Source organism: Paenibacillus sp. ACRSA (assembly GCF_022346845.1).
In the GTDB taxonomy this organism is placed as follows: Bacteria; Bacillota; Bacilli; order Paenibacillales; family Paenibacillaceae; genus Paenibacillus.
In genome coordinates, this window is the sequence record NZ_JAKRNP010000001.1 from 474903 (window position 1) to 501498 (window position 26596).

Annotated in this window: 22 protein-coding genes; 5 read left to right on the plus strand and 17 right to left on the minus strand. The window is 45.7% G+C overall.

The window, feature by feature from the left end; genetic code table 11:
* Window positions 1-6: 6 nt before the first annotated feature.
* From MH215_RS02215 to MH215_RS02225, 3 genes are all read right to left on the minus strand, one after another.
* Window positions 7-1896, minus strand: coding sequence for a bifunctional homocysteine S-methyltransferase/methylenetetrahydrofolate reductase (locus tag MH215_RS02215; protein WP_239287534.1), 1890 nt, complete (start codon window positions 1894-1896; stop codon window positions 7-9).
* A gap of 219 nt (window positions 1897-2115) precedes the next feature.
* A complete protein-coding gene (gene dapF, locus MH215_RS02220) occupies window positions 2116-2949 on the minus strand; it encodes a diaminopimelate epimerase (RefSeq protein WP_145045452.1) in 834 nt (277 codons plus the stop codon).
* A gap of 207 nt (window positions 2950-3156) precedes the next feature.
* Window positions 3157-5967: a calcium-translocating P-type ATPase, SERCA-type gene (locus tag MH215_RS02225; RefSeq protein WP_239287544.1), complete on the minus strand. Its 2811-nt coding sequence runs from the start codon at window positions 5965-5967 to the stop codon at window positions 3157-3159.
* A 390-nt stretch (window positions 5968-6357) separates the two neighbouring features.
* Between MH215_RS02225 and MH215_RS02230 the strand changes: the two genes are divergently transcribed.
* Complete coding sequence (locus tag MH215_RS02230) at window positions 6358-8124, plus strand: Rqc2 family fibronectin-binding protein (RefSeq protein ID WP_239287553.1); 1767 nt, start codon at window positions 6358-6360, stop codon at window positions 8122-8124.
* A gap of 200 nt (window positions 8125-8324) precedes the next feature.
* Entirely contained in the window at window positions 8325-8771 is a 447-nt protein-coding gene (locus MH215_RS02235; RefSeq protein WP_239287555.1) for a GNAT family N-acetyltransferase, read from the plus strand.
* A gap of 147 nt (window positions 8772-8918) precedes the next feature.
* Here the strand turns inward: MH215_RS02235 and MH215_RS02240 are convergent, their stop codons facing one another.
* The 8 genes from MH215_RS02240 to MH215_RS02275 all read right to left on the minus strand — a co-directional run bounded on the left by MH215_RS02240 (window position 8919) and on the right by MH215_RS02275 (window position 17283).
* Window positions 8919-9788: a PHP domain-containing protein gene (locus MH215_RS02240; protein ID WP_239287564.1), complete on the minus strand. Its 870-nt coding sequence runs from the start codon at window positions 9786-9788 to the stop codon at window positions 8919-8921.
* A 30-nt stretch (window positions 9789-9818) separates the two neighbouring features.
* A complete protein-coding gene (locus tag MH215_RS02245) occupies window positions 9819-10727 on the minus strand; it encodes a selenium metabolism-associated LysR family transcriptional regulator (protein WP_239287574.1) in 909 nt (302 codons plus the stop codon).
* A gap of 132 nt (window positions 10728-10859) precedes the next feature.
* Window positions 10860-11297, minus strand: a complete 438-nt coding sequence (locus MH215_RS02250) for a hypothetical protein (RefSeq protein WP_056696348.1) — start codon at window positions 11295-11297, stop codon at window positions 10860-10862.
* Window positions 11298-11511: 214 nt separating this feature from the next.
* Window positions 11512-11775 carry a YlbG family protein gene (locus MH215_RS02255; protein ID WP_056696929.1) on the minus strand — a complete coding sequence of 88 codons (264 nt, stop codon included), beginning with the start codon at window positions 11773-11775 and terminating at the stop codon, window positions 11512-11514.
* A 75-nt stretch (window positions 11776-11850) separates the two neighbouring features.
* Window positions 11851-12288, minus strand: coding sequence for a YlbF/YmcA family competence regulator (locus MH215_RS02260; protein WP_056696347.1), 438 nt, complete (start codon window positions 12286-12288; stop codon window positions 11851-11853).
* Between the two features lie 169 nt (window positions 12289-12457).
* Window positions 12458-14257 (minus strand): helicase-associated domain-containing protein, encoded by a 1800-nt coding sequence (locus tag MH215_RS02265; protein WP_239287584.1) that lies wholly within the window; start codon window positions 14255-14257, stop codon window positions 12458-12460.
* On the minus strand, window positions 14244-15932 hold the full coding sequence (locus tag MH215_RS02270) for a DNA repair helicase XPB (RefSeq protein ID WP_239287594.1): 1689 nt from the start codon (window positions 15930-15932) through the stop codon (window positions 14244-14246). Before MH215_RS02270 ends, MH215_RS02265 begins: the two co-directional genes overlap by 14 nt.
* A 178-nt stretch (window positions 15933-16110) precedes the next feature.
* Entirely contained in the window at window positions 16111-17283 is a 1173-nt protein-coding gene (locus MH215_RS02275) for an amidohydrolase (RefSeq protein ID WP_239287606.1), read from the minus strand.
* Window positions 17284-17492: 209 nt separating this feature from the next.
* Between MH215_RS02275 and MH215_RS02280 the strand changes: the two genes are divergently transcribed.
* Window positions 17493-17840, plus strand: a complete 348-nt coding sequence (locus tag MH215_RS02280) for a YugN family protein (RefSeq protein ID WP_239287608.1) — start codon at window positions 17493-17495, stop codon at window positions 17838-17840.
* A 13-nt stretch (window positions 17841-17853) separates the two neighbouring features.
* Window positions 17854-19134, plus strand: a complete 1281-nt coding sequence (gene ftsW, locus MH215_RS02285; RefSeq protein WP_239287619.1) for a putative lipid II flippase FtsW — start codon at window positions 17854-17856, stop codon at window positions 19132-19134.
* A gap of 122 nt (window positions 19135-19256) precedes the next feature.
* Here ftsW and MH215_RS02290 read toward each other — a convergent pair whose 3' ends face one another.
* On the minus strand, window positions 19257-19619 hold the full coding sequence (locus tag MH215_RS02290) for an Asp23/Gls24 family envelope stress response protein (protein WP_056696336.1): 363 nt from the start codon (window positions 19617-19619) through the stop codon (window positions 19257-19259).
* A gap of 238 nt (window positions 19620-19857) precedes the next feature.
* On the opposite strand from MH215_RS02290, the gene cax reads away from it, so the two are divergent.
* Window positions 19858-20928: a calcium/proton exchanger gene (cax, locus tag MH215_RS02295; RefSeq protein WP_239287629.1), complete on the plus strand. Its 1071-nt coding sequence runs from the start codon at window positions 19858-19860 to the stop codon at window positions 20926-20928.
* A gap of 287 nt (window positions 20929-21215) precedes the next feature.
* Here cax and MH215_RS02300 read toward each other — a convergent pair whose 3' ends face one another.
* The 5 genes from MH215_RS02300 to MH215_RS02320 form a co-directional block, all read right to left on the minus strand.
* Complete coding sequence (locus MH215_RS02300; RefSeq protein WP_056696331.1) at window positions 21216-21509, minus strand: Fpa/YlaN family protein; 294 nt, start codon at window positions 21507-21509, stop codon at window positions 21216-21218.
* Window positions 21510-21733: 224 nt separating this feature from the next.
* On the minus strand, window positions 21734-21979 hold the full coding sequence (locus MH215_RS02305) for an HPr family phosphocarrier protein (RefSeq protein ID WP_056696330.1): 246 nt from the start codon (window positions 21977-21979) through the stop codon (window positions 21734-21736).
* Between the two features lie 96 nt (window positions 21980-22075).
* Window positions 22076-23191: an aminopeptidase gene (locus tag MH215_RS02310; protein ID WP_056696328.1), complete on the minus strand. Its 1116-nt coding sequence runs from the start codon at window positions 23189-23191 to the stop codon at window positions 22076-22078.
* A gap of 268 nt (window positions 23192-23459) precedes the next feature.
* Window positions 23460-24317, minus strand: coding sequence for a hypothetical protein (locus MH215_RS02315; protein WP_239287639.1), 858 nt, complete (start codon window positions 24315-24317; stop codon window positions 23460-23462).
* A 128-nt stretch (window positions 24318-24445) separates the two neighbouring features.
* On the minus strand, window positions 24446-26425 hold the full coding sequence (locus MH215_RS02320) for a sensor domain-containing diguanylate cyclase (RefSeq protein ID WP_239287649.1): 1980 nt from the start codon (window positions 26423-26425) through the stop codon (window positions 24446-24448).
* Window positions 26426-26596: the final 171 nt, after the last annotated feature.

Sequence of the window (26596 nt, forward strand, 5' to 3'; positions counted from 1 at the left end):
GTTACACTATTGTAATTGATTATTAGGGTTGAAACAAGTAGGACATTGGTGCTCTGACTTCTCCCACACATATTGCGTAAGTTCCGCCGTCATGTTGTAGAACATAAATGGCGTCATTAGATAGATGCCTTTAAAATACGTGGTGGCTACATCCAATAGTTCCTTGGCGATTTTCACGCCCATCGCGCGGCCTTCTTCGCCTTCCAGACCAGCCATGCGTGAACGCACCTCATCCGACAGCTGAATTCCCGGCACCTCGTTATGGAGATATTCCGCATTTCGTCCACTTGCGAGCGGCATTACGCCAACGAAAATAGGGATTTCCAGATGTTTGGTTGCTTCATGCATTGCGACAATTAATTGTGGATCGTAAATCGGCTGGGTCATGATGTAATCGGCCCCGGAGGCAATCTTTTTCTCCAAACGTTGAACGGCTTTGTCCAGATATTTCACGTTTGGATTGAATGCAGCTCCAATAACGAACCCCGCTTTTTGCTTGAGTGGTTTACCCGAGAAGGCTACACCATCGTTCAGTTGCTTAATCATTCGAATAATTTCGAAGGAGGTTAGATCATATACCGAGCTTGAACCCGGGAGGTCACCGAAACGGGCTGGATCTCCGGTTACCGCGAGCACATGATTAATTCCAAGCGCATCAAAGCCCATCATGTGGGATTGCGTACCGATGAGATTACGATCCCGGCATGCGATATGCACAAGCGGGCGCAGTCCCGTGCGATCTTGAACGAGATGTCCCAGAGCCATATTACTCATCCGGGTAACAGCAAGCGAGTTGTCAGCGAGTGTTAATGCGTCAGCTCCTGCTGCTTTTAGCACCTCGGCACCTTTCATGAATTTAGCGATATCCAGATCACGTGGTGGGTCAAGTTCAACGATAACCGTATGACGCTCTTTCACTAGATCAACAATCGTAGGTTGTCCTCCACGACCAGCACGCTCATCCACATGTTCATGCAGGACAATGCGTGGTTTGGGATCCGTTAGGTCAGGCTGGACAATTGGAGCAGCTTGATAGTCGGCTAAGGCTCCAGCCATAGCAGCGATATGATCAGGCGTTGTTCCGCAGCAACCACCGATAATCCGAGCACCCAAGTCGGCAAACTGTACTGCTGTCTGACCGAAGTACTCCGGAGTTGCACCATAACGGAATTCACCATCTACGTAATCCGCGGCTCCCGCATTAGGATAGACGGACATTGGAATACCAATTCGGCCAGATACCGTTTCCATCGCACGCATAATACCGTTAGGACCTGTGCGACAGTTGAAGCCAATCACATCGGCACCTTGTTCACGCATAATCCGGAACGCCTCAGGCATTGTATATCCATCCAGTGTATGACCAACATGCTCAACCGCAAATTGTCCAATTACGGGCAGGTCACTCAGCTTACGAGTCTGCAGAAGGGCAATGTCCATCTCCTCGATATCATAGAAGGTTTCAAGGAGAATACCGTCTACTCCTTCGTCAAGAAGTGCAAAAATCTGTTGCTCATAAAAGCGTTTCAGCTCACTTGTAGATACATTCGTGCGTTTCCCCCCGCGAATTGAACCTACAGCACCAAGCACATAACCTTGGCTACCTGCCACTTCCTTGGCGATACGCACACCAGCCCGGTTCACACTCTCAACCTTAGACTCCAGGCCAAACTTGGATAACTTATCATAATTGGCAGAGTATGTGTTCGTCTCGAATATTTCAGTCCCTGCATCTCGATAACGACGATGTACATCAGCCACCACTTCAGGTGAAATTAAATTCAACTCTTCATAGGAAATGCCTACCGGAAATCCCATTTGATAAAGGAATGTTCCCATCGCCCCGTCTCCCACGAGAACCCGCTCCTGCATTACGCTCCGTAAATCCGCCTTCATCCCATTTCCCCCCGCCTGGCTGTGATCAATTTCATACTAATGTAACACAAAAAACGCTAAAAAACGAAGGAAAACGCAGGTTTTTTCCCGGAATCATGATGATATATGTTCTGTTCTGTCTGTTCTCATGGAATGTATGACTGAACATATATACCCGAATTCTATTTCTGCAATACAAAAAGAGAGGCACACAGGCCTCTCTTGGCTTAAATCTTCATTTTATGAGGTGATCCCTTTGAAAACAACTTCCGCAGGCCCTGTCATATAAACATGGTTATCTGATTCATTCCACTCAATGTGCAAATCTCCACCTTTGAGGCTAACGACAGCAGTACGGTCGGTGTGTCCATTCAGAACTGACGATACGAGTGTTGCACAGGCTCCTGTTCCACATGCCAGCGTTGGCCCCGCTCCACGTTCCCATACACGCATATCTACATACCCGCGGTCACGAACAGTGGCGAATTCCACATTAATTTTTTTCGGGAACATCGGATGTACCTCTAGCAGTGGCCCCCATGTTGAGAGATCAAAGTTCACAGCATCTTCTACATAAATAACAGCGTGTGGGTTCCCCATGGATACGGCGGTAAACTTAAATTGTTGACCATTCGCTTCAATGGAATGATCAACAACAGGATTTGCATCCACTGTCGTTGGAACCTTAAGCCCGTCCAAAATCGGCTCACCCATATCCACACGAACCGTCTCTACCTTACCATCACGAATGTTAAGGTTAACCGGTTGTACGCCTGCACCAATCGTCTCTATCGTAATATTCTCACCGGATACATGACCGTGATCATACACATATTTTGCGACACATCGAATGGCATTACCACATTGTTCGGCTTCGGAACCGTCTGAATTCATAATGCGCATCTGAAAATCTGCTTTCTCGGAAGGCAGTATATAGACGAGCCCATCCGCACCAATGCCGAAAAATCGGTTACACCATTTCACAGCCAATTCTGGCGCGTCTGCGGGAAGCTTCTCTTCTCCAAATACAACGATAAAGTCGTTGCCTAGTCCATGCATTTTCGTAAATTCCATATGATCTTCCCACTCCTTTTGGCAGTCTGCTGCCAAAGCATTTATTCATTTCAAGTTATGTTTTTTTGAAAAGTCAGGCTCTCATGACTGGAAGAAGAGATGAAGCTCCGCTTCCAAAAAAAAGCTATCCTGCAAAATGGCGAAGCCGTTTGCTTCGACGCATTTTGAGGATAGCATAACGAAAATGGGAAGTAAAAGGTATTGATTTTATGCAGAAAACTTTGTACTTTTCGGAACGAAACGGCCTGGCCCCATACGGCGACGGTTGCGACGGCCTCCCCACACACTGCCTGCTCCCATAAGGAACGTAGGAATTCCGGCAGCAACGATACAGATCGCCCATTCACGCAAGCCGAGCGGTACAGTTTTGAAGATCGGTTGCAACGGCTCTACGTACATTACAATCAGCATCAGCACGACAGATGAAATGACGGCAAGGACCAAATATTTGTTTTGGAGCGGATTCCGATGAAAAATAGAACGTGAACTCCGGCAGTCAAACACATGGATCAGTTGAGCCAGAACCAAAGTCGCAAAAGCCACAGACTGCGCCTTGATCAGTTGACCCGGATGATCCGGAGCCGCTTGTAATGTAAGCCAGAAAGCGCCCAGCGTACATAAACCGATCAGGACACCACGACTTATAATTTTCCAGCCCAATCTACGGGCAAAAATATTTTCCTTCGCACCACGCGGCTTGTGCTCCATGAGATCCTTCTCTGGCTGATCCACGCCCAGCGCCATAGCTGGAAGACCATCCGTCACGAGATTGACCCATAAAATCTGGATCGGTACGAGTGGCAAAGGCAAGCCCATCATCATTGCGAAGAACATGGTCAATATCTCACCCACATTGGAGGCAAGTAAGTAACGAATAAATTTACGAATGTTCTCATAGATGTTACGCCCTTCTTCAATAGCAGATACAATAGTTGAGAAGTTATCGTCACTCAAAATTAGGGCAGACGCTTCTTTCGTTACATCGGTGCCGGTAATCCCCATCGCGATACCGATATCTGCCGCTTTGATGGCTGGAGCGTCATTAACGCCATCCCCCGTCATCGCAACGACATGTCCTTTCCTTTGTAGCGATTTGACTATTCGTAATTTATGCTCAGGAGATACCCTGGAGAAGACATAAATCCCCTCAACGTGTTTATCCAGTTCTTCATCCGCCATGCCCGCTAACTGAAGTCCACTTAATGACTTTCCTCCTCGCGGAAGAATGCCGAGTTGTTGTGCAATGGCTTCAGCGGTGGTGCCATGATCACCCGTAATCATCACGGTTCGTATACCTGCTCTGCGGCAGGTTGCAATAGCATCCCTAACTTCACGGCGCGGTGGATCAATCATGCCTGCTAAGCCTACAAACACAAGCTGGCTCTCCGCAGTGTTCTCATCTTCGACTCTTTCTTCTGGTCGTACATCACGATATGCCATCCCAAGCACTCGAAGTGCTGATGCAGCCATATTTTCGTTCGCAGCCATGACCTTCTGTCGTAAGGTTCCTGTAAAGGGTACTACTTTACCCTCCCATAAAATGTAGTTACATTGTCCAATCAGGACATCAGGAGCCCCCTTGGTGTAGATCATTCGTCCTCCCTGATGATGAACAAGGACAGACATACGTTTCCGATCAGAATCGAATGGGAACTCTTGCTGACGTACGTATAATTCTTTGAGCCCGTTAGGTGTAAGTCCCATTTTGGAAGCCAGCGTAACTAGTGCGCCCTCTGTCGGGTCACCTTTCAGTTCCCAAACCACACCTTGGTCGGAATCTTTCTTCGAATCTTTGCCTTTTTTCTTATTCCGAAGCTCTTCTCCTCTATTCTCAACAATACTGGCGTTATTACAAAGAGCACTGATCTGCAATAGGCGTCGCAACGTCTGGTCACTCTTCAGATCAACAGGACGTCCATTCTCAAGCATCTGTCCTTCTGGCGAATACCCATCCCCGGTTACCTTAATTCCGCGGCCTTCTAACCAGACATCTGTCACCGTCATTTTGTTTTGGGTGAGTGTACCTGTCTTATCTGAACATATGACTGATGCGCAGCCTAACGTTTCGACAGATGGCAATTTCCGCACGATGGCTTTTCGCTTGATCATGCGCTGCACACCTAACGCCAAAGCAATGGTAACTATCGCGGGCAATCCTTCTGGAATTGCGGCAACCGCAAGGCTGACCCCAGCGAGAAACATGCCTACAGCTGGTTGTCCATGAAGAATACCTGCAACGACAACCATGACGGTAAGCCCAAGTGCGACGAAAATCAGTATTTTCCCCAACTGTTCAAGCCTGTGCTGTAGTGGTGTTTCTTGTTCATCGGTATTTTGGATCAGATCAGCGATTTTGCCCATCTCGGTATACATACCCGTACGAATAACAACACCACGTGCCGTTCCGCGCGTAACCATCGTTCCCATGAATCCGATGTTCTTCTGATCTCCCAGCGGCACATCATCAGCGGCAATAGGCATACAATGCTTGCTTACAGGTACGGATTCACCAGTCAGAGCGGATTCTTCCACATCCAGGCTGTTCGTTTCCAGCCAGCGCACATCGGCAGGAATACGATCCCCACTTTCAACCAGCACAATATCACCAGGCACAAGCAGTTTAGCCGCAACCTGAATCTCTTGTCCTGATCGAAGTACTTTAGCGGCAGGAGCTGATAATTGCTTCAAAGCACGAAGAGATCGCTCTGCCCGAAATTCCTGTACAAACCCTAGAATAGCGTTGAGTACAATAATGGCTACAATTGTTACCGCGTCCAGATACTCCCCAAGCAGTCCGGATACCAGCGTCGCTCCCATCAACACCAGTACCATAAAATCCTTAAACTGATTCAGCAATAATGTGATTGGAGATATGCGTTTTCCTTCACTCAGTTCGTTTGAACCGGCAACTTTCCTCTTCTCTGTTACAGCTTCTTCCGTTAATCCCTCCTGCGGGCTAACGCCAAGAGTATTACGTAACTCTTCATCACTTAGCTGATGCCACTTGGTATGTTCCATGCTTCTTGGTTCCCTCCCAGTCTGTATTTCATCTGCAAAACTAGCTCACATGCTTCACCGGCGCGCTGGTCGACAGGCTGTACACTATGCCGGACAAACTACCTAATCTATATGTATTCGGACAGGACCTTGATTAGCACACGGAAGGTGAATCCTTTCCCTAAGGGGCATAATAGGCTAAAATAAAAGTCTGTGGATATATACGCAACCGAGTTTAGCGTTCCATAGGTAAGTAACAGCAAAACTACAACCGCCCTATCTTTTGTATACATAGCCCGGTTGCTCGTTTCAGTTAGAGAAGTAGTTCAAAAATCGGTCTTTTTGAACACACACTTATAGATGTAGCCTCTGGCATGAAGTCAGACGCTCGATAGAGAGGAAGTGGAGAAAATGGCACTCGACGGCATTGTAACCCGAGCCATTGTTCATGAACTGCAAGGTTGTATCGGTGGACGTATTAGTAAGATCCATCAGCCTAATGGTCATGATGTCGTGCTCACCCTGCGTGCTCAGCGCGGTAACAGTAAACTGCTTGTATCAGCAAGTCCAACCTATCCCCGCGTGCATTATACAGAAAAGACATTCCTGAATCCCACGGAAGCACCGATGTTCTGTATGTTGCTTCGTAAGCATTGTGAAGGGGCAATTATAGAGAACATTCGTCAGATCGGCATGGAGCGTATCATCCATATCGATGTGCGGCAGCGCGACGAATTGGGTGATGTTTCAGTAAAACGCATCATCATTGAACTTATGGGAAGACACAGTAATATTATTTTGCTTGATCCCATCACCGAAACTATTCTAGACGGTATTCATCATGTCACTCCGTCCATCAGCAGTTACAGGGTGGTCATGCCTGGTTTCTCGTATACTGCACCGCCAGAACAACATAAGAGCAATCCGCTTGAAATAAGTAAAACGGAGTTCCAGAACAGCTACACCACTGCCGAAGAGGATGCTTCACGCTGGCTCGTGAACGCGTTTAGCGGCCTTAGTCCGCTAATTGCAGGTGAGATTACTGCTCGGGCAGTTGCTGCTGACAGCGAAAAGCTAACTTCAACTGAGGGTGAGCACCGCATCGAGGCGGAAGCGCTCTGGAATACTTTTGAATCCCTGATGGGACTCGTTAAGAACAATGCCTACACCCCTGTCACTGGCATGAATACCAAAGGCAAAATGATCTTCTCTGCCATCCAGCTTCAGAGCATTCAAGATGGCGAGAAGACGTACGACACGATCAGCAAATGTATGGAAGATTACTACGGAGATAAAGCCGAACGGGATACCGTAAAGCAAAGAGTAAGTGACTTGCTCCGCTTCCTGCAAAACGAACGAAGTAAAAATATCAAAAAGTTGGACAACCTGAATAAGGATTTACTAGAAGCGGATGATGCGGACAAGTTCAGATTGTGGGGAGAGCTTCTGTTTGCTTCGCTGCACCAAGTTAACAAAGGCGACAAAACGGCTCAGCTTGTTAATTTCTATGATGAAGATCAAGCAACCATCACGATCCAGCTTGATCCGTTACTTACGCCGTCCGATAACGCCCAGCGTTATTTCAAGCGGTATAACAAGTACAAGAATAGTCTAGCTGTCATTCATGATCAGCTTGGAAAAACGAAAGACGAGATCGCTTATCTCGACAACCTGCTGCAACAGCTATCCATCGCATCCATGAACGACATTGAAGAAATTCGAGATGAGCTTGTGCAACAGGGGTACCTTCGTGACCGTAACAAAAAGGGCAAAAAGAAAAAGAAAAATGATCGTCCTACTGTGCATCAGTTCACCTCCTCAGAGGGGATTGATATTCTTGTAGGTAAGAACAATTTGCAGAATGAATATGTAACGAACCGCCTTGCATCCGCTAATGATACGTGGCTGCACACAAAAGACATCCCGGGATCACATGTTGTCATCCGCAGCACCGACTTTGGCGAAGCTACATTGGAAGAAGCCGCACAGCTTGCAGCCTATTTCAGTCAAGCCAAAGAGTCCAGCAGCGTACCTGTGGATTACACATTTATCCGCCATGTGCGTAAACCAAGCGGTGCCAAACCTGGTTTTGTCATCTATGATCATCAGAAAACCTTGTTTGTTACACCCAATGAGGAACTGATCAAGAGTCTGCCTTCCACCATCAAAAATGGATAAATCATTTCTCATCCTAAACTGAGTGTAAATAAAGACAAGTAATCCCCTGACCATCGCATGGTTAGGGGATTTTAATTTTTCGGGAATAGACGGGCTTACGTATCAATCCCCATATGCAGTATTGCATTTTTATTCAATAAACAGTATTATAATTCAACTAATATTTTATTACCTTATCGAAAAGAAAAGAGGGGGATTACATGACTGTTATTATTCGAACTACCCAACCTGAGGATTTAACCCCACTTACTGCACTTATGCATGAATATGTAGTAGGATTTTATAACAACCTTTGGCCTGGTGACGAAGCTATCCACCTATTGATCAACAACCTGCTCAATCATCAGATCGGGGTTCAATTCGTGGCGGAGCAAGATAATCAACTGATTGGATTCTCCACATTATATTTTACCTACAGCACAATGAAAGCAGAACGTGTAGCGATTATGAATGATCTTTTTGTTGTAGAAGCATTCCGAGACAGCGAAGTTGAAACTAAATTATTTGAACAGTGTCAGCAATATACGCGTGAACACGGGTGCCCTTATATGTCCTGGATCACAGCAGAAACCAATGTACGCGCGCAGCAATTATTCGAACGTCTTGGAGCAACGCGTGGTGCATGGGTGAATTACTCAATCACATAATTTTATAATTCAAAAAAAAACATGTGAGCACGATGGGTTACCCCCTCATGTTCACATGCCCTACAATGATTATTTAACCTGACTACCCTTCTTGGGAAAGAGAAATTATTTCTACGTTGTTCTTAGGCTCTCTTCTCTAACCAACGATCAAGACTCCCTATTGCGCCTCGCTGCTATTTGCAGACTCTGCAGCACGTCAACTGCGACCGACTTGCTGCCAAGATCCCCATGGAAAACCACACCTTGTCTCACACCGTGATAATCCGACCCTCCGGTCTGAATCAAGCCAAATTCTAGGGCAAGATCAGCATACTTGCGCTCCTCTGCCAAATCATGATCCGCGTGGAACACCTCAATGCCGTCGGGTTTCGAGTTCTGAATGATCTCTCGAACAAGCTCGTCATTCCCATACAAACCAGGATGCGCTATAACAGCAGCTCCCCCTGCCTCCCGAATCCATCGGCACGCCTCCTCTGGAGCCACCCGGGGAACTGACACAAATCCGGGCTTTCCTTCTGCTAGATAACGATCAAATGCATCTCGCATATCCGTCGCATATCCTTTACTTACTAGTACATCAGCCATATGTGGTCTGCCAATGCTCTCATCCGGCTCCAGTGGACGTCCGAGTCCTTCAATTACTTCTTGCCAGTTAATAGCGAGCCCAAGCTCTTGCAGCTTAGTAATAATCCGATGGTTGCGCTCCTCACGTGCTTCCCTTAAGTTTCGCAAGCGTTCCAGAAACGTCTTATCCTCAATATTTACATAATAGCCAAGCACGTGGATGTCTTTTCCACCCGCACGAGTACTAATTTCAACGCCAGCAACAACCTCGATTCCCAGTTCTTCACCTGCACGTAGTGCTTCAGCAACACCGGCCACCGTATCATGATCCGTGAGTGCCATTGCCGCCAAACCTTTTTGTTTAGCAAGCTCCACATTCGCGGCGGGTGACTGCATCCCGTCAGAAGCTTGGCTATGTGTATGAAGATCGCAACGTCCGTTAGGCTGATTCATCAAGAACGACTCCCTTCGATATGGCTTGAATTATTGTTGTAACTCGACCCGCTCCTGCTCACGCAAATAGTTTAGAAAAGCTACCGCTGATAAGGGCAGCAACGAAGATTTGAGATGAATCGCATAGAATTGACGTTTGAATTCCAGCCCACGAATATCGACGATATGAACCAGACCAAGCGCAATTTCGTGTTGAACAGATGACGGTGATAACATCGTTATGCCCACACCAGCCTCAACGGCTGATTTTACCGCACCTGTACTGCCGAGCTCCATGACCACGTTCATATCCTGAGGGTCTATTTTTCTTTTTTGCAGCTGATCCTCCATCACTTGCCTTGTTCCTGAACCCTTCTCCCGCAACACAAATGGATATGACATCACTTCTTCCAACTCTACCTCACCCCGCTGAGCAAGGGCATGACCCGCTGGAACGATTAGCTTCAGCTCATCCCGCATAACAGGCTCTACGATCATATCTGGATGATGAATAGGCGCTTCAATCAAGCCAAAGTTTAGCTGGTGCTTCAGAATCTCGTCCATAATTTGTGATGTATTCATGACTTTCATCACGATTGAAATATCGGGATATTGACGAGCAAAAGGTCCCAGCATTCGAGGTAACACATACTCTCCAATCGTCAAGCTAGCTCCGAGCTGTAATCTCCCCTGAAGCTTTTTAGTGAACGCAGACATCGCTTCATCTGTATGTCTAACCAATTCAACACTTCGTTTAGCATGAGGGAGTAATGTCATTCCCGCCTCAGATAATTCTATTTTTTTGGTGGAACGGTGCAGTAGTTTGGTGCCAAAGTAATCCTCCAGCGACTGAATCTGCATCGTCACTGCAGGTTGAGTCATATGTAACGCCTGAGCAGCCGCAGAGAAGCTTCCCTTCTCGGCAACTGTATAGAAAATGTGTAATTGATGGAAATTCATATCTTCGCCCCTCTTCTGTACACTTACCTCATTGTATCCGATTTCGCGAATTCCAACAAAAAAAGCATGCAGCTTGTCTGCATGCCATGTAGCCTGAATCTATCATTTAAGAAAATGTGAGATCTCCCGATATCACTTATGCTTCCGACTGTTCTTGACTAGAGTCATTCGTCTTGAATGTCTTAGCCACGAATAATACGATTTCAAATCACGTAGCTCAATGGTCTCTGACATACGACCCAAAAACGTAACCACAATCATTTTGTGAAGTGGATTGCCGGCAATATCATATTCCCCTTCAAGTTCGGAAAATTCAGCAACAACAACCAAATCTTCATCAATGAGGTATACATCCTGCTCATTACGGTAGTATGGTGTAATACGATCCTGCTTCAGACACTCCCATAACCATGCCGCAATATGGTCATCATCATTACGTGTCGGCTCAATGCGATCTGCATACCGCATCTTGGCATGATGGGTAATGACGATGTCTGCCACTTTTTTGTCTCCAAGAGCTACGAAAAACGGCTCGTAGGTGCTCCAACGTTGCATCACCTTATCACGCATGGGAATCACTCTCCACCAGATAGGACTTTCTATCTATTTATTACCAAATATATTACAACATAAGTCCCGTAAGCTCAAGGTATATGTTAAGATTTTTTTCACAAGACATGTACGATGTCAATTGAATAAAAGAGCGACTCCGAGGAGTCACTCTATATACTTGATGCACCATGAATCATGGATAATCGTTTGTTATGCGATCATACATTGATATTTAGATGCCGTAATAACTTGTCTTGTCCATCGTTTTACTTGCGTACTCCGTTTTGATCTCATTCCGATATGAACGTTCAATTTTGCGCACATAGGAAAGTCGTTTCACATTTTTCATCGTATCTTCAGCACGTTCTGCATTAACATACATCACAACATAATGCATACGACGGGAGATGTAATGAACAGTGCCATACTTTTCTAAATTACGAGCCGCTTTCAAATCACTTACCCAAATAATGAATCCTGTCCTTTCCGCAAACATCTTCTTCCCCCGCCTTTCGATCATGGAGACCGGATGCTCCCGCATCCGGCCTAATGGATTAAATCAAACGTCATTTTAACCGCAGCTGCACTTCCCGCCGCTTCCGCAACCACCTTTGGGATTCGGATCATTGCTTGGAACTTTAATCGTAGTAGACACAGCATATGCTATCGTCTCTGACATCTGATGCAGCATGTCGTCCAGGGATTTCTCAGCCTGCTTAAAACGTGCCACTGCCTCAAAACCCTCTAATTCTAATTCCAACGCTGTAACCTGATCCTTGGCTGCATGGAAGTCTGGATGAAAATGTCCAAAGCGCTGGGTTTCCTCGAATAGCTCTTTCTTGGCATTCAGCTTGCGTATACCGGCTTGAATCTCCGGGTTTGTCTCAACTTGCTGTTTCCAATATAAATAATCCGATACTTCGGCAGATTGGTTAATCATGTCGCCTAATTCATATGCGCCCGTTAACACTTGGGCCATATCGACCGTGTTCATTTCCGCTACGCTCATGAAATTCATCCTATCTATATATAAAGTTCTACGTAATGTAGATTACATTATCATAGCATATCCCCGATTAGTTAAGAAGCGTTTTTCCTGCAAATAGAAAACAAGGTAACGCAGAGGGTTATGCTGATCAAGGTCTATTGGTGTTATCTACCTCACTCTTAGTCCCATACTATGGGTCACTTCGTTCATACTGAGGAACAATTAACCGTATGTTGCCCCAGTCTGTTGGAGAGAGCACCTGCCGTTCAAGAACATTCTCCCCGTTACTGGATGTCACCCAACCCGATAACGTCCAGTCATCGTGACCCTCAATTCTATCCGGTATGATATAGACTATATCTTCATTTCGTTTCAGCTCTAGCTTTGTCTGCCATTCAATCGCTTTGGAGGCAATTTGCCGAGTGGTTGATAGGTGGTACTTCCTCCATTCTCTGTGCCACATTTCGGGAATATCCTTATAGCCAGGCCATAAGTTATCTCGTTCTGTGATCACGTATGGCTCATCTTCTTCCTCGTAAAGCTTATCCGCTGTGTGTATGATGCCCTGGCTTCGTACATTTAGATTGACGGCTGATTCATCGCCCTGATGTGCCACTTCGAGAGCGGGGTCACTTGGGTTAGGTGGTTTAGCTAGACGTTCTTCCGGTTCTTGTCCCCATTGCTGCATCGCCAAGTGTACATGTTCTGGAATGCCAGTCATGGCATGATTATTCAGGAATAGAACGATCTGATCCAGCGTAAAGCCAATCCTTACTGCTTTCATTACCGATTCCTTTGTGAGCCGGTAAATACTCATTCGATCTCGAGTCACAAGCTCAGCACATAGCGCCAGTCTCCAGCGGACATGCGGAGGTGCTTCGGGGGGAAGCAGAATCTCAAAATCAGGCTGGATAAACAGTCCTGATTTCTCTTCTTCTAACCTTTTATCCTGTAGTGCATGAGCCGAGCAGCATAAATCGGCCGGCGGAACTAACCAACGATAGACCACTTCACCTGTCGCATCATGACCTACTTCGCCGAACCCCAAGCCTACAAGAGCTCGTAGCCAGCTTTGAACAACATGGAGAGACGATAAACTCTTTGGATTGGAATTCTCGCATCTCAATAGATCTTGTTCTTCGACCTGTAGCTCGTCCCTCCATGGAAGGAAAGGTCTTATAGGAAACCACTCATTCATTGCGGGTGCAAGTATGAGCAATCGAGATCGAAAATGCTGAGCATATGGTTCGGACATTCCGTAACGTTCTGCGCAAATGTTATAAATTTCACAATACATAGATGACCAAGATTGATTAATCCAGGCTTGCAACTGTTCAGTGGATATGAACACGTGTTTATCACTCTTTTCAAGCAACCCTAAATGCAAAAGCAAATCCAGTACGATGGCGATATGAACAGGATATACCTCTGGATCATCATAACGAATATGCAGTGCTTGAAAATGACTCTCGTGCAACGTAGTTATGTTACATAATTGTCGAATCGATTTTTTATGTATTGTACCTTTACTGGTTAATGGCAAACCCTCATGTATGATCCACGCCATAAGATGAAGAAGCTCAGCAGCTATATCCACTTCGGCCTCATAAAGCACCTGCATGCGATCCTTTGCTATCATTTCAGATCGCTCAACATGCTGTGCATCTGCTGACCCATCATGTGTGTTACCAGCGCCAACTTTAATGGCAAAAACTTCAGTCAATTGGGGAAGCAGGACATTAGGAATGTAGTACAGATGCTCCCCCCAGGTTTTGCGAGTCGTTTTGATCCAGCCCTTCTGTCTAAGACCAATCAGAGCCACCCTGGCTTCGGCACCACTCAATCCTTCTGTTACCCACACCGCGGAAGAAAACTTCGGAGAGAAAAAGGCTCCAGCATGCTGCCGAAAAAGGGTACTGAGTACAATTTGCTCCGCACGTGATAGGAGCTCTGTACTCAATTGCACTTGTTGTGTGTTATGATTCCGCATTGGTTAGTGCACTCCTTTCACGAACAATCGCATATTCATAACCCTGCTCCACCAAAAACATCTGCCGCCGCAGCGCAAACTCTTGTTCTTTGCTATCCTCGGATACAAGCGCATAAAAATAAGCTTTATTATCCCCTGGCTTAGGTCTTAGAATTCGTCCCAAACGTTGTGCTTCTTCTTGCCTTGAACCGTAACTACCCGATATTTCCAAGGCAACAGCCGCATCAGGCAGGTCAACAGCGAAGTTCGCTACCTTAGAGACAACGATCGTTTGAATCTCGCCGCGCCGGAATGCAGCAAACCATTTCACTCGTTCTTGTTGTGACATTGCACCAGATACGAGAGGAGCCTCAATTTCCCGGGCAATGGTCTCCAGTTGATCTATATACTGCCCAATGACAAGCGCAGGAAGACCTCGATGATGATCTAAAAGCCTTCTAATCACATCTAATTTAGCTGGATTCTCAGCGGCTAAGCGAAACTTATGTTTCCCTTCTGCTTCCAAATAGTTCAATTTTAATTCTGGAGGCAACGGAATCCGTATTTCCTGACATTTCACATCTGCGATCCAGCCCTGCTGTTCTAGCTCCTTCCAAGGCATGTCGTACAATTTAGGGCCAATCAGCGAAAAAACATCTTGCTCACAGCCATCTTCTCGAACCAATGTTGCCGTCAATCCCAATCTTCGAGTAGCTTGAATATCCGCTGTCGCTCGGAATACAGGTGCTGGAAGCAGATGAACCTCGTCATAGATGATCAATCCCCACTTCCGTTCACTAAGCAGTTTGATATGGGTAAAATCAGCATCCTTGGACTTTCTATGAGTTAGAATCTGGTACGTTGCCACAGTGATTGGCCTCACCTGCTTTTTCTGACCTGAGTATTCGCCGATGAGTTCTCCAGTAATTGTTGTCTTACGCTGTAACTCTTCAATCCATTGTCGTACCGATGTTGTATTTGAGGTCAAAATAAGACATTCACATTGCAGCCGTTCTAATACGCCCATGCCAATAACCGTTTTGCCTGCCCCGCAAGGTAATACCAACAGCCCACTTCCGCCCATCCCTTCACTGCCCTCGAATGCTTCTATCGCTCTTTGCTGATAGGAACGTAGCTCAAACGCATCATCGTTGTCTGTCTTCTTCCAGCCAAAATGAAGATGTGTTCCTTGACGATAGCCTGCATAATCAAGAACCGGATAGCCTAGGCGAGTGAGTTCCTGCTTCAACAACCCACGCTGTTCTCCTCGCACAATGAATTCCACAGGTGCAGCACGCTCCATTCGAAAGGCCGCAACTGTTTTCATCATGGATATTTCATTCAACAGCTGCTCATGGTCTCCAACTAGACGCATATTCTCCTGATCTTGATCCCAGTGCAGCTTCAGCCTGCCATACTGTCCAACTATTCTCCGAATATCTTGTATCAATGCTGCCGGCACAGTCCAACGCGAAATAGACTCCAAGCTATGGATGATGCGATCAGCATTCCAACCAATGGCCGCAGCATTCCACAGGGATAAGAAAGTCATCCGATACGTATGGAAGCCAGCAGGGGTTTTAATGAGTTCAGCATACATGCCGATCTGTGATCTAGCTTGTTCAAATTGGGGATGACCTACCTCAAGTAATAGGGTAAAATCCCGTTGGACAATACAGGCACCTGAGATTTCCATTACACACGCCTCCTAACTGCTGGTCTGTTCGTTGCTGAATGGGTATCACACGCATGACAAAAAGCCCAGTCCCGGTAAGCTCCGAAAATGAACCTTATGAACCTACTAACGATCTAGCTCACCAAATAAAAAAAGAGCATCCTATGTTTAAGGATGCCCAATGAGTTGGTTAATCATTCTATACTTCAGCCGTGTAACCTGTCGCCATAGCAATAAACAGCTTAACTGCATGCTGCATCGCATCTTCATCAAAGTCAAACTTCGGATGATGGTGCGGATAGATTGCGCCTTTATCTGGATTGCCTGCACCAACAAACATAAAACAGCCAGGAATCTGCTGTAAATAATAAGCAAAATCCTCTGCAGGCATGATCATCGGTGAAGCTTGTACATTTTGCGCGCCAAACACATGCACCGCTTCTTGGAAGAACCGTTCTGTTTCCCGCTCATCATTAACAACTGGCGGGTAACCCATAATATATTTGATATCCGTCTTAGCTCCATAAGCTGCACCCGTCTGAGCCACCATGGTGTGGATGCGTTCTTTCATCCCGGATCGGGTCTCTTCATCAAACGTTCTGACCGTGCCACTCATTTTACAGGATTCCGCAATAACGTTCTGTGCAGCTCCAGCTTGCATGGTACCAATCGTCAGCACCGCCGGGCGCAATGGATCGACGGAACGACTAACTACGGTCTGTAATTGCATCACCAGTGCTGAACCTACCACCAAGCTGTCCACAGTCGACTGCGGCATCCCGCCATGACCACCTTTGCCTGTGATCTCAATATAGAAATCATCCGCCGCAGCCATCATTGATCCCGCCGTACTCGCTGCAACACCTACAGGGAGAGGTGTCCACAGATGAATTCCATAGATGACATCTACGCCATCAAGCCCACCGTCGGCAATGACGTGAACTGCTCCGCCAGGCAGTAACTCTTCTGCTGGTTGGAACAGAAAACGAATCTCTCCTTTAATTGCAGCCTTATTACGACTGAAATACAATGCTGTTCCCAGCAGAATCGAAACGTGTCCATCATGACCACATGCGTGCATGGCTCCATCTTTTCTAGATGCATATTCTACATCCTTCTCGTCTTGGATAGGCAAAGCGTCCATATCAGCTCGAAGCATGACCACAGGGCCTGGCTGATCTCCGCAAATCGTACCGATAACTCCATGCCCCCCCACATGACGCTTCACTTCCACGCCAAAGCTTTCCAGCATATCTGCTATAAAAGATGAGGTCTTCTCCTCATGAAAGGAAACTTCAGGATTGCGATGAAGATGACGGCGCCACTCCACCATATGGATTTGCAGATCATCCCACCATATATTATTTGTCATTTTTCCTCATCCTTTCGCTCTCGATCGGCACTTTCATCAAGCCCGAACCTCTCACTTCAAACCTATTGCAGTATATTGTAGCAGAATTGGAAGAAAACCGATATGAACAAGCCCTTGAAAGCTTGCACGGGAAGGGGAAACATACTATCATAAACTAGAGAAACAACGAGAAATTATACTCGGAAGCTTATGAGGAGGATCAAACGCTTATGATATTTGAGAATACAGGCTTAGATGGCTTGAAAAGCGACTTGGCATACCTGGATGAGAGCGCCGAGAAAGTCGGATTTGTCCGGTGGCAATGGGAGTATTACCGTGCTACATATGACTACAAAATTGAAGATGAACTTACTAAATCGGAATACTTTGTACGTATTAATACTCGTGTTGTGGATGGCAAGCTTGAAAAACCAGATTCTGTTCTTTCTGTAGAAGCAGTCTATCTTGGAAAAGCTACTTTCCCGCATGGTCTGGATTATGATACTACCGTTCCACAGCCAGTCGTGAAGCTGGCCACTCAAAAATTACAGCAGCTCAAAGAACTGCTGGAAGCTTAGGTTGGGCTGAGCGATGAAACAACAAACAGCCCAAACGAAAACGAAGAGAGGCACGCCGGATTTCCAACTGCTAATCCTCACTTTATTGTTGGTGGGCTTTGGACTGGTGATGGTATTCAGCTCCAGTTCCAGCATTGCAATTGCTAGCGATCGCTTTAACAATGATCCCCTGTTCTTCACGAAAAAACAACTTATGTGGGCTATCATTGGTGTAGTTGGTATGTTTTTTGCTATGAATATTCGTTTTACGAAGTACAAAAAGCTGTATGCACCCTTTTTTCTCTTCACAACGGTTATGCTGCTGCTTGTTTTAGTTTCCGGTAAGGTACTCAATGGTGCTCGAAGCTGGATCCATATTTTTGGTTTTAGTGTTCAACCAGCCGAATTCGCCAAAATCGCCATTATTCTGTATCTCGCTGCGCTAATCACCAAGAAAGGCGAACGCTTTAGAGATCTTAAAACTGGTTATTTTCCTGTCCTTATCATTGTAGGCTTCATTGCCGGACTCATTATGCTGCAGCCTGACTTTGGTACCTGCTTCATTCTGGTCTCCACATGTGGTTTGGTGATCTATGCAGGTGGTGCGAGTATGAAGCATATCATGGGTTCAATTCTGCTCGTTGTCCTAGGAGGGGCGCTGGCTTTTGGAGCCAACGCCTTGTTCTCCTCTATGTCTTCGCCAGATGATACAACAAGTACCATAACAGAAGCCAAGGCGAACTATAAGATCGGACGGATTCAGGCGTTCCTTAATCCACTCTCTGACCCTACCGACGGAAGCCTTAACCTCTATCGCTCCCTTGTAGCGATTGGAGATGGTGGGATTACAGGTTCAGGTATTGGACAAGGTACAATTAAATTACATTACCTGCCGAATGCGTATAACGATTTTATATTCTCCGTCATCGGTGAAGAGCTTGGATTCCTAGGAAGCACCTTGTTTCTGCTCGTCTATCTCTACTTTATCTGGCGAGGCATTATTGTCTCTCTCCGCTGTCCCGATCCTTTCGGTACATTGGTCGGCATCGGAATTATGGGACTCATCGCGATTCAAGCCTTTATTAATATCGGAGGCGTTACTCAGACCATACCTGTAACAGGTGTCACGCTCCCGTTTATTAGCTATGGAGGCACGTCACTTTTCGTCATGATGGTCGCTATGGGCATCTTGCTTAGTATTTCCCGCACCAATAATCTGGACGTAATCAAGGAAGAGAGAACAAAGTCCGTAACCGTACAGACTCGAACCTCTCCTGCCCTTCGTTCAAGAGAATCCATTCGCCGCATTCGATAATCATAGAACGTAAAAAAAAAAGACTTCCCATCCATCATGGATAGGAAGTCTTTTTTTGGGTGAGGTTCACTTCGTGAGCACATGCTCTAGGAATGACCCCTCTACGCTGGAAGCCGATCAGCTTATACGTCGTCGCCTTTGAAAGATACACCTTCTACCTTCACATTAACTTCGACAACTCGTAATCCCGTCATGGTCTCTACCGCTTCTCTCACATTCTGTTGAAGCATGCGGGAAACTTCATGAATCGGTGTCTCGTACAGGACGATGATGCGCAGATCAATGGCTGTTTCCAGCTGGCCGACCTCAACGCCCACGCCTTTCTGTACGTTTTTACCGCTGAGACGTTTGGCCCAGCCCTCTGACAATCCTCCAGACATTGCGGCAATCCCGGGTGTCTCAAGCGCAGCCATTCCGGCAATTTTCGCCACCACGTCGTCAGCAATCCGGATGTTACCGCCATCTAGTTGAAGTTGTTCTGCCATGCCACATCCTCCTTCACTTCGTTAATCGTATTTTAAATCCTTTCCACCCCAAAAAGCAAATTAAACTCAAAAAGTTGCGTTTACAACCTACTATGATTTGGTTATATTGAAATATGAAAATAATCTCATAATCATTTCGTCACCTTTTCACAAGATTTGGCATGATTCGAATGATTATGATGACCAACATGTGATCACGTGTTGCAAACCAAATAATATGTAACCGAGGTGTGTGTTTGTGAGAAACCGGATTTCATCCATTCTGCTGATTGTTACTTTTGTACTCAGCGCGATTGCCCACTACATGAAATGGGATTCGATTCTACAGTTTGTGATTTCAGCCATTTCGGTTATTTTTGTCGCTGGTTTTTTAGGCAAAGCTACTGAAAATGTTGCCCACTATGCCGGACAGCGGCTGGGTGGGTTTTTGAATGCTACCTTCGGCAATGCTGCCGAGCTGATTATTGCGATCTTCCTCGTTAAAGAAGGATTGTTCGACATGGTCAAGGCCAGTCTGACGGGCTCCATTATCGGAAACCTGTTACTTGTTCTAGGACTGAGCATTTTCGCGGGTGGACTCAAGTTCAAAATCCAGAATTACAATGTTTCGCTTGCAGGCCTAAACGGCTCCTTGATGATTGTAGCTATCATCGCTTTATTCATTCCCGCCGTGTTCCTTAACACCCATTCTATCACTCAACAAGACACAAATACACTCAGTCTTATTGTTGCGGGACTGTTGATTGTGGCCTACATTGCTTGGTTGCTGTTCTCTATGGTCACACATAAGAAGTATCTTGCCGATGTCACGGTAGATGAGGATGAAGAACTTCCGCATGAACATGCACCTGAATGGTCGAAGAAAAAATCAATCCTTTATCTCGTATTGGCAACGGTTATGGTGGCCTTTGTCAGTGAGTGGCTAGTTGGCACGCTTGAAGTATTTACAGAGCGGTTCGGACTGAGTGAGCTATTTGTCGGTGCGTTCCTTGTTGCCATCATTGGTAATGCAGCGGAACACAGTGCAGCCATTATGTTAGCCATGAAAAATAAAATCGGTGCCGCAGTAGAGATTGCGGTCGGCAGTAGTTTGCAAATTGCATTATTTGTTGCACCTGTGCTGATTTTTGTCAGCTACTTCACAGGCAGAACAATGGATATTGTATTTACCACCATTGAACTTGTCGCGATCGGTGTATCCGTGTTTATTGCGAAGTCGATCACGCAGGATGGTTCAACGAACTGGTATGAGGGCTTGCTGTTACTTGTGGTCTATATCATCCTTGGGGTGTCATTCTTTCTGGTATAAAATAACCAGGTCACTCCATAAGATGCTCAGATTACATATATAAATAAAGCTCATAAAAAAAGGTAGCTAGGTGATGTTTCACCAGGCTACTTTTTTTTACATCCATTCACTCTGAATATCCACTCCACTCCCAGCCGGCGGTTAACTAACCTACCCTTGGCATCAAGCTGAGCAGAGGACTACGTGCTGGAACTGCACACATTAGCGAGGAGCAATTCAAGAAAGAGCACACAAAAAAAGCATGCAATAACCTGCATGCCTTCTATTCTGACCCGCGCATATGCAGGCTATTGCTCATTCTTTTTGTTCAAGGCTTCATATAGAATCGCTAGATTCCGCTCAAGCGCGCTAACCATCTGCTTACCAGCACCTTCTGGAAGGAGACCTGCACGAACAGCAAAATCAACTTCTTTGGAGAACCCATACATCTGTGTATCCAATACTTCCTCATAGAGAGGGCAGTAGCGGGTAGCCAGATTCTCCATCTGTACTTCAATAAGCTTCTGTATTTTATCTGCATCTTCTTGAAGAAGACTGATCGCTTTCAAATTCAGCTGGTCCTGCAGATCAGATGAAGTCATGCATTTTTCCCCCCTATGTCCCAAAAATCGCGTAAAGACGTTCTATCTCTAATATTAGACGAAATCAGTAGGTAATACAAGAACCTGACCAAAATATCCGAACAAAGTGAGTGTCTTCAGGATTGCTTATTTCAGATACAGCACAAGGGGCTTTTCGTATGATTGAGCTCAGAATACAAAAGAAGCACCCTCGCCGCCATTGGCGAAGGTGCTTCTCATAACCATTACTCCGATGCGATCTTTACATTCAGTCCATGCTTAGCAAACACATCAGACATGGCTGCTTTAGCCTCATCGGCATCTGGACCATGAACATGCAATTCATAGCTATGAGTGCTGATCAGTGTTGTAAACAATCCCAAGATACTTTTCACATCAATATACTTGTTGTCTGAATGAAGCACGATTGAAGAAGTAAACTTGCCTGCTGTTTGAGCAATTTCCACTACAGCCACATTATTACTCGACATAGGAATCCCTCCGTCTTTTCACTTTTGGTATCATCTATTAATTACCACTACATGATACCGTGAATCCGCTTTCCTAGCAACAGCAAAATACAGATGCTATTTCAAACGGTCTGGATTCAAGCATTCCAGTTCAGGAATAACAAAAATACCGTCTTTACGGATCAGTACATCGTCAAAATAAATCTCTCCACCGCCGTAATCTGGACGTTGAATCAATACCAGATCCCAGTGAATGGATGAACGGTTTCCATTATCTGTTTCTTCATATGCCTGTCCTGGTGTAAAATGTAAGCTACCCGCAATTTTCTCATCAAATAAGATATCTTTCATGGGGTGAAGAATGTATGGATTGAACCCAATGGCGAACTCACCAATATGACGTGCACCATCATCCGAATCCAAAATATCATTCAGGCGCTCTGTATCATTGCTTGTCGCCTCAACAATTTTGCCGTCTTTGAACGTGAACTTAATATTCTCGAACGTAACACCGTTATACAGTGTTGCCGCGTTATAGCTGATAGATCCATTAACAGAATCCCGTACAGGAGCACTATACACTTCTCCGTCTGGAATATTTTTTTGACCAGAGCACTTCACAGCACCGATATCCTTGATGGAGAAACTAAGGTCTGTTCCAGGTCCTGTAATTCGAACTTTATCCGTACGGTTCATTAGGTTAGCCAGTGCGTCTTGTGCTTTATCCATTTTGGCATAATCGAGGTTACATACATCGAAGTAGAAGTCTTCAAATGCCTCTGTGCTCGTGTTCGCGAGTTGTGCCATACTTGCATTCGGGTAACGCAATACAACCCATTTGGTATGCTTCACACGCTGCTCGCTATGTACAGGATGAGAATATAATGAATTATACATTTTCATCTTCTCTTCAGGTACATCGGACAGATCGTTTACGTTCTCGCCCGCACGAATCCCGATATAACAATCCATTTGTTTCATCCGGTTCAGATCAATCTCTGCCCATGTTTTCATCATTTCTTCCGTTGCATTCTTGAGCATTGCACGCTGTACCGTTCTGTCAGTCAACTGCACAAATACGTTACCGCCCTTTTTCCCCACTTCCTCAACCACAGCGTTGATTAAGTCACGCTCACTTCCGATCATCTCGACCAGGACGTTCTCGCCTGGTTGTACATCTACGGAGTAACCGACCAAGTTAGCCGCCAGCTTCTGAATTCTTGGATCTTTCATCTTGTATATTCCTCCTGTCATGTGTCATTCATAATTGAACAACGGTAAATTACGATACTATTGTAGCACGCTACCGTGATCTCGTCAGCAAGCAACCCGTAACTAGGGCGTGTCTTACATCACACTTAAGGGCTTCCTTAACCGCTTTTTTCGCTCCACTGCTTCACTTTCTCTAAACGCACCCCCGGTACGCCTACGAAAAGGTTTCTGACTTGGAGCCTAAATTTAGCGAAACCGCTCCTTTTGGAGCTGTAGCACACACCCTTGTCTACTCATAAGCTCCAAAGTTTACATCCGTAACGAGAGCTTCTGTATTCTTTTTATTATTCATATCCTGATAGCTAACCTGACTTTCAGATGAGAGCCGAAGAGGCAAGCTAGTTTTGCGATCGACGGTAAGATGGTACACGGTCTGCACACTAGCTTGCTCCATCATCTTATCCATCGTTACCTCTCCCTGCTCCCATACCCGCTCCAGCTCCTGCTCAAGCTTCGCCTGATTCGTACCCCCGATTGCTTTTGCCTTACGCATGTACTCCTCTCGCATAGCACCCATCTCAGCATCCAACTGTGTCGTAGCCCATGCCTTGGCATCCTCAGGCTTAAGCTCAATCCGCAGAATCTGTGTGCGTCGTCCTCCGCCATATTCCGCCTTAATCGTTTTATTCATACGATCAATATTCTCTAGCTGTGAAATAGGGTTATAACGAGACAACGCCCCACGTAATGGCTCCTGATCATTAGACATAGCCATCCATTGCCCCTTCTTCCGCTGGAAGGATGCACTGAAACCCCCAGGTTGCCCGGCAGGAGGCACAGAGGTAGCGCTCATCTGTGTACCTCCGGAAGTGGCTACACCGGGAAGCCGAGTCTGCAAAGTCAGGCGGTTATGATCTTCCAATTTGCCTGCAAATTTGAATTGGTTCTCAAACACGCCGTTGCTCTCACGCCGCAGTCCAGCCTGACCCTCAAAACTGAGCTTCTCCTTGCCAGCAAGCCCAGATAAAGCAAGCGAAAAAACCTCCTCTGGCGTTTGATCTTTCTGTAGAAATCCGCAACCTGGCGTGCAGATCAGTATCAAGCTCAAAATCAGTAACATTACGCGTACGTTCCGATAACTAAACATGTCTACCCCCACCTTTTTGTCAAACGTTCTCCATAGGCTACCCCTCCGTTAATGACTTATACTGTGTGATCCACAATCTGTTCGCATAAAAAAAGAGAGAACGACTCCGACTTCGGAATTGTTCTCCCTTAACGCGTAACTTCTTGTTCTTCTAATACGATACGGTTACGTCCTCCGTGCTTGGCTTGGTAGAGAGCCATATCTGCACGATAAAACAGCGACTCAACACTCACCTTTTCATCCATCCAGCTCCACTCCGCGATGCCGCTTGAGACAGTCACCGATGGCCTCGTCTCTTCCGACACCCGGAGACGTATCGTCTCGGCATATTCAAGAGCCTGTCGTATCCCCAATTGAGGCATATAAATCGCCAACTCTTCACCACCCCAACGGGCACATATATCCTCTGGACGAACTGAACTGACGACGATGTCACTTACCTGCTTAAGCACCTGATCCCCCGTTTGGTGGCCAAATGTATCATTCACTTGCTTGAATTGATCAATGTCAACCACAATGAGAGAACCACAGAACTCATGCGCCTGCCGTTCATGAATAACATTATCTAGATAATGACGAACATATAACCCTGTCAGCATGTCCAGATTGGCCAAACGGCGCACTTCGGCATGGAGCGTTGCATTGGTCAGCGCAAGCCCCATATGAATCACTAACATCTGCAACAAACGATAATTATCGTAAGAGAAAAATTGCTCCTGAGTATGTCCAAGCATGATTACACATTTCACTTCACCGTTCACCCAAACTGGTGACGCAATTAGAGATAACGATTTCGTTTGCTCCATAAATTGAGAAGGAAATTGAGCATGTTGACGATAGTTAGACATAATAAGCGGCTCTTCCGACTGATACAACGCACCGGCAATACCGTAATTATTCGGAAATGATTGGCGCGTTAGCTGATGAACGTTAGAGGACATCACTTCAAATTGGTTCGTACTAGCATTCAACTGGAGAATACAGCATGATTCAGCTTGGAATATACCAAGCATCTCTTGCTCAGCAAATTGAAAAATTTCCATCAGTTGAAGACTTTTATTCAAACGTTGTGTCAAATCGTTAATTAGACGAAGTTCCTGGATAAGCATATTGGATTGTTCATGCAATTTCGCATTCTCGAAGGCTGTTCCCGCCGTATCTGCCATCATCGTAATCAATTGCAGATCTGACTCTTCCATTAGTTCATCATTCATTTCAATGTAAAACACACCATATATGCCCTGTTTGCCTTTGAGAGGTAACCCCACCTCAGTAATTCTGTTCTCCCCATCGATCGAGCGAGCAACAATCAGTCGTCCTTCCATAAAAGAACGTACACAGATATCCTCGCCTCGTTCATGAACCAATAAAGGTTTGATCCGGGCATTCGTGCTACTCTGATCCTGAGACATAAAAAGCGTAATTCGCATCGTAGGATATAAATAATCCATACTACCAAACACTTCATCCAATATCGCATCCACATCCATGTTGTCGTGCATCCGTTGAACAATCTGGAACAGTATTGATCTCCGATGTTCTTCACGTGCCGTTTGCTCATGAGCATGTAACAGATCCGTCATGAATATGTATTCAAACCTGCGGTAAAAACAAGTCCGATAATGTGATGCCTCAGACCGAACCAAGGCTTCTGACGTCTCATATGGATTGGGTTCGTAGATCAATGCAGTGAATACAGCGAACATATCCTTATTGCTTCTCGAATAGAGAGGAAGGGCAAGCAAATGAAACTGACCATGTTGATCACTGCTACGCAGGGTTTGTTCTTGTCCCTTTTCCAGACATCTTAATACGGTGAGACTCACTTCCATACTTACGGCATCCTCATATGGATCTCCCACCCTAACGCCTTCAGTATTCCATACATTAAATATCATCGCTGCATGGTCTTGTGCGGGGCTACGTTGTTGTTGCCAATCGGCAAAAGCCTGTTGTAGCAGACTCCCCAAATATGAAAAATCAAAAGGTGTGATATCCACTTGCTGCATCCAGAGCGCATGCTCGTTATGAAGAGATGCAGCAGATGCGGGATCGCCCGAACTTGGCGAGTTCAAACTGGCTGGTAAACTTCCTAGATGTTCTAACATGTCAGGCGCTCCTTTGCACCGTTTTTGCATCTCATAGATGCATTAATCTGCATAGGTTATCGCAAACCTGCAAATTCGTCTGATAACCTTACAGCATAAGTTTATTTAAAGTTAAGATAGAATCTATTTTACTCTCTTTGCAACTTTTTTGCATCCATATTCCAGAAAATT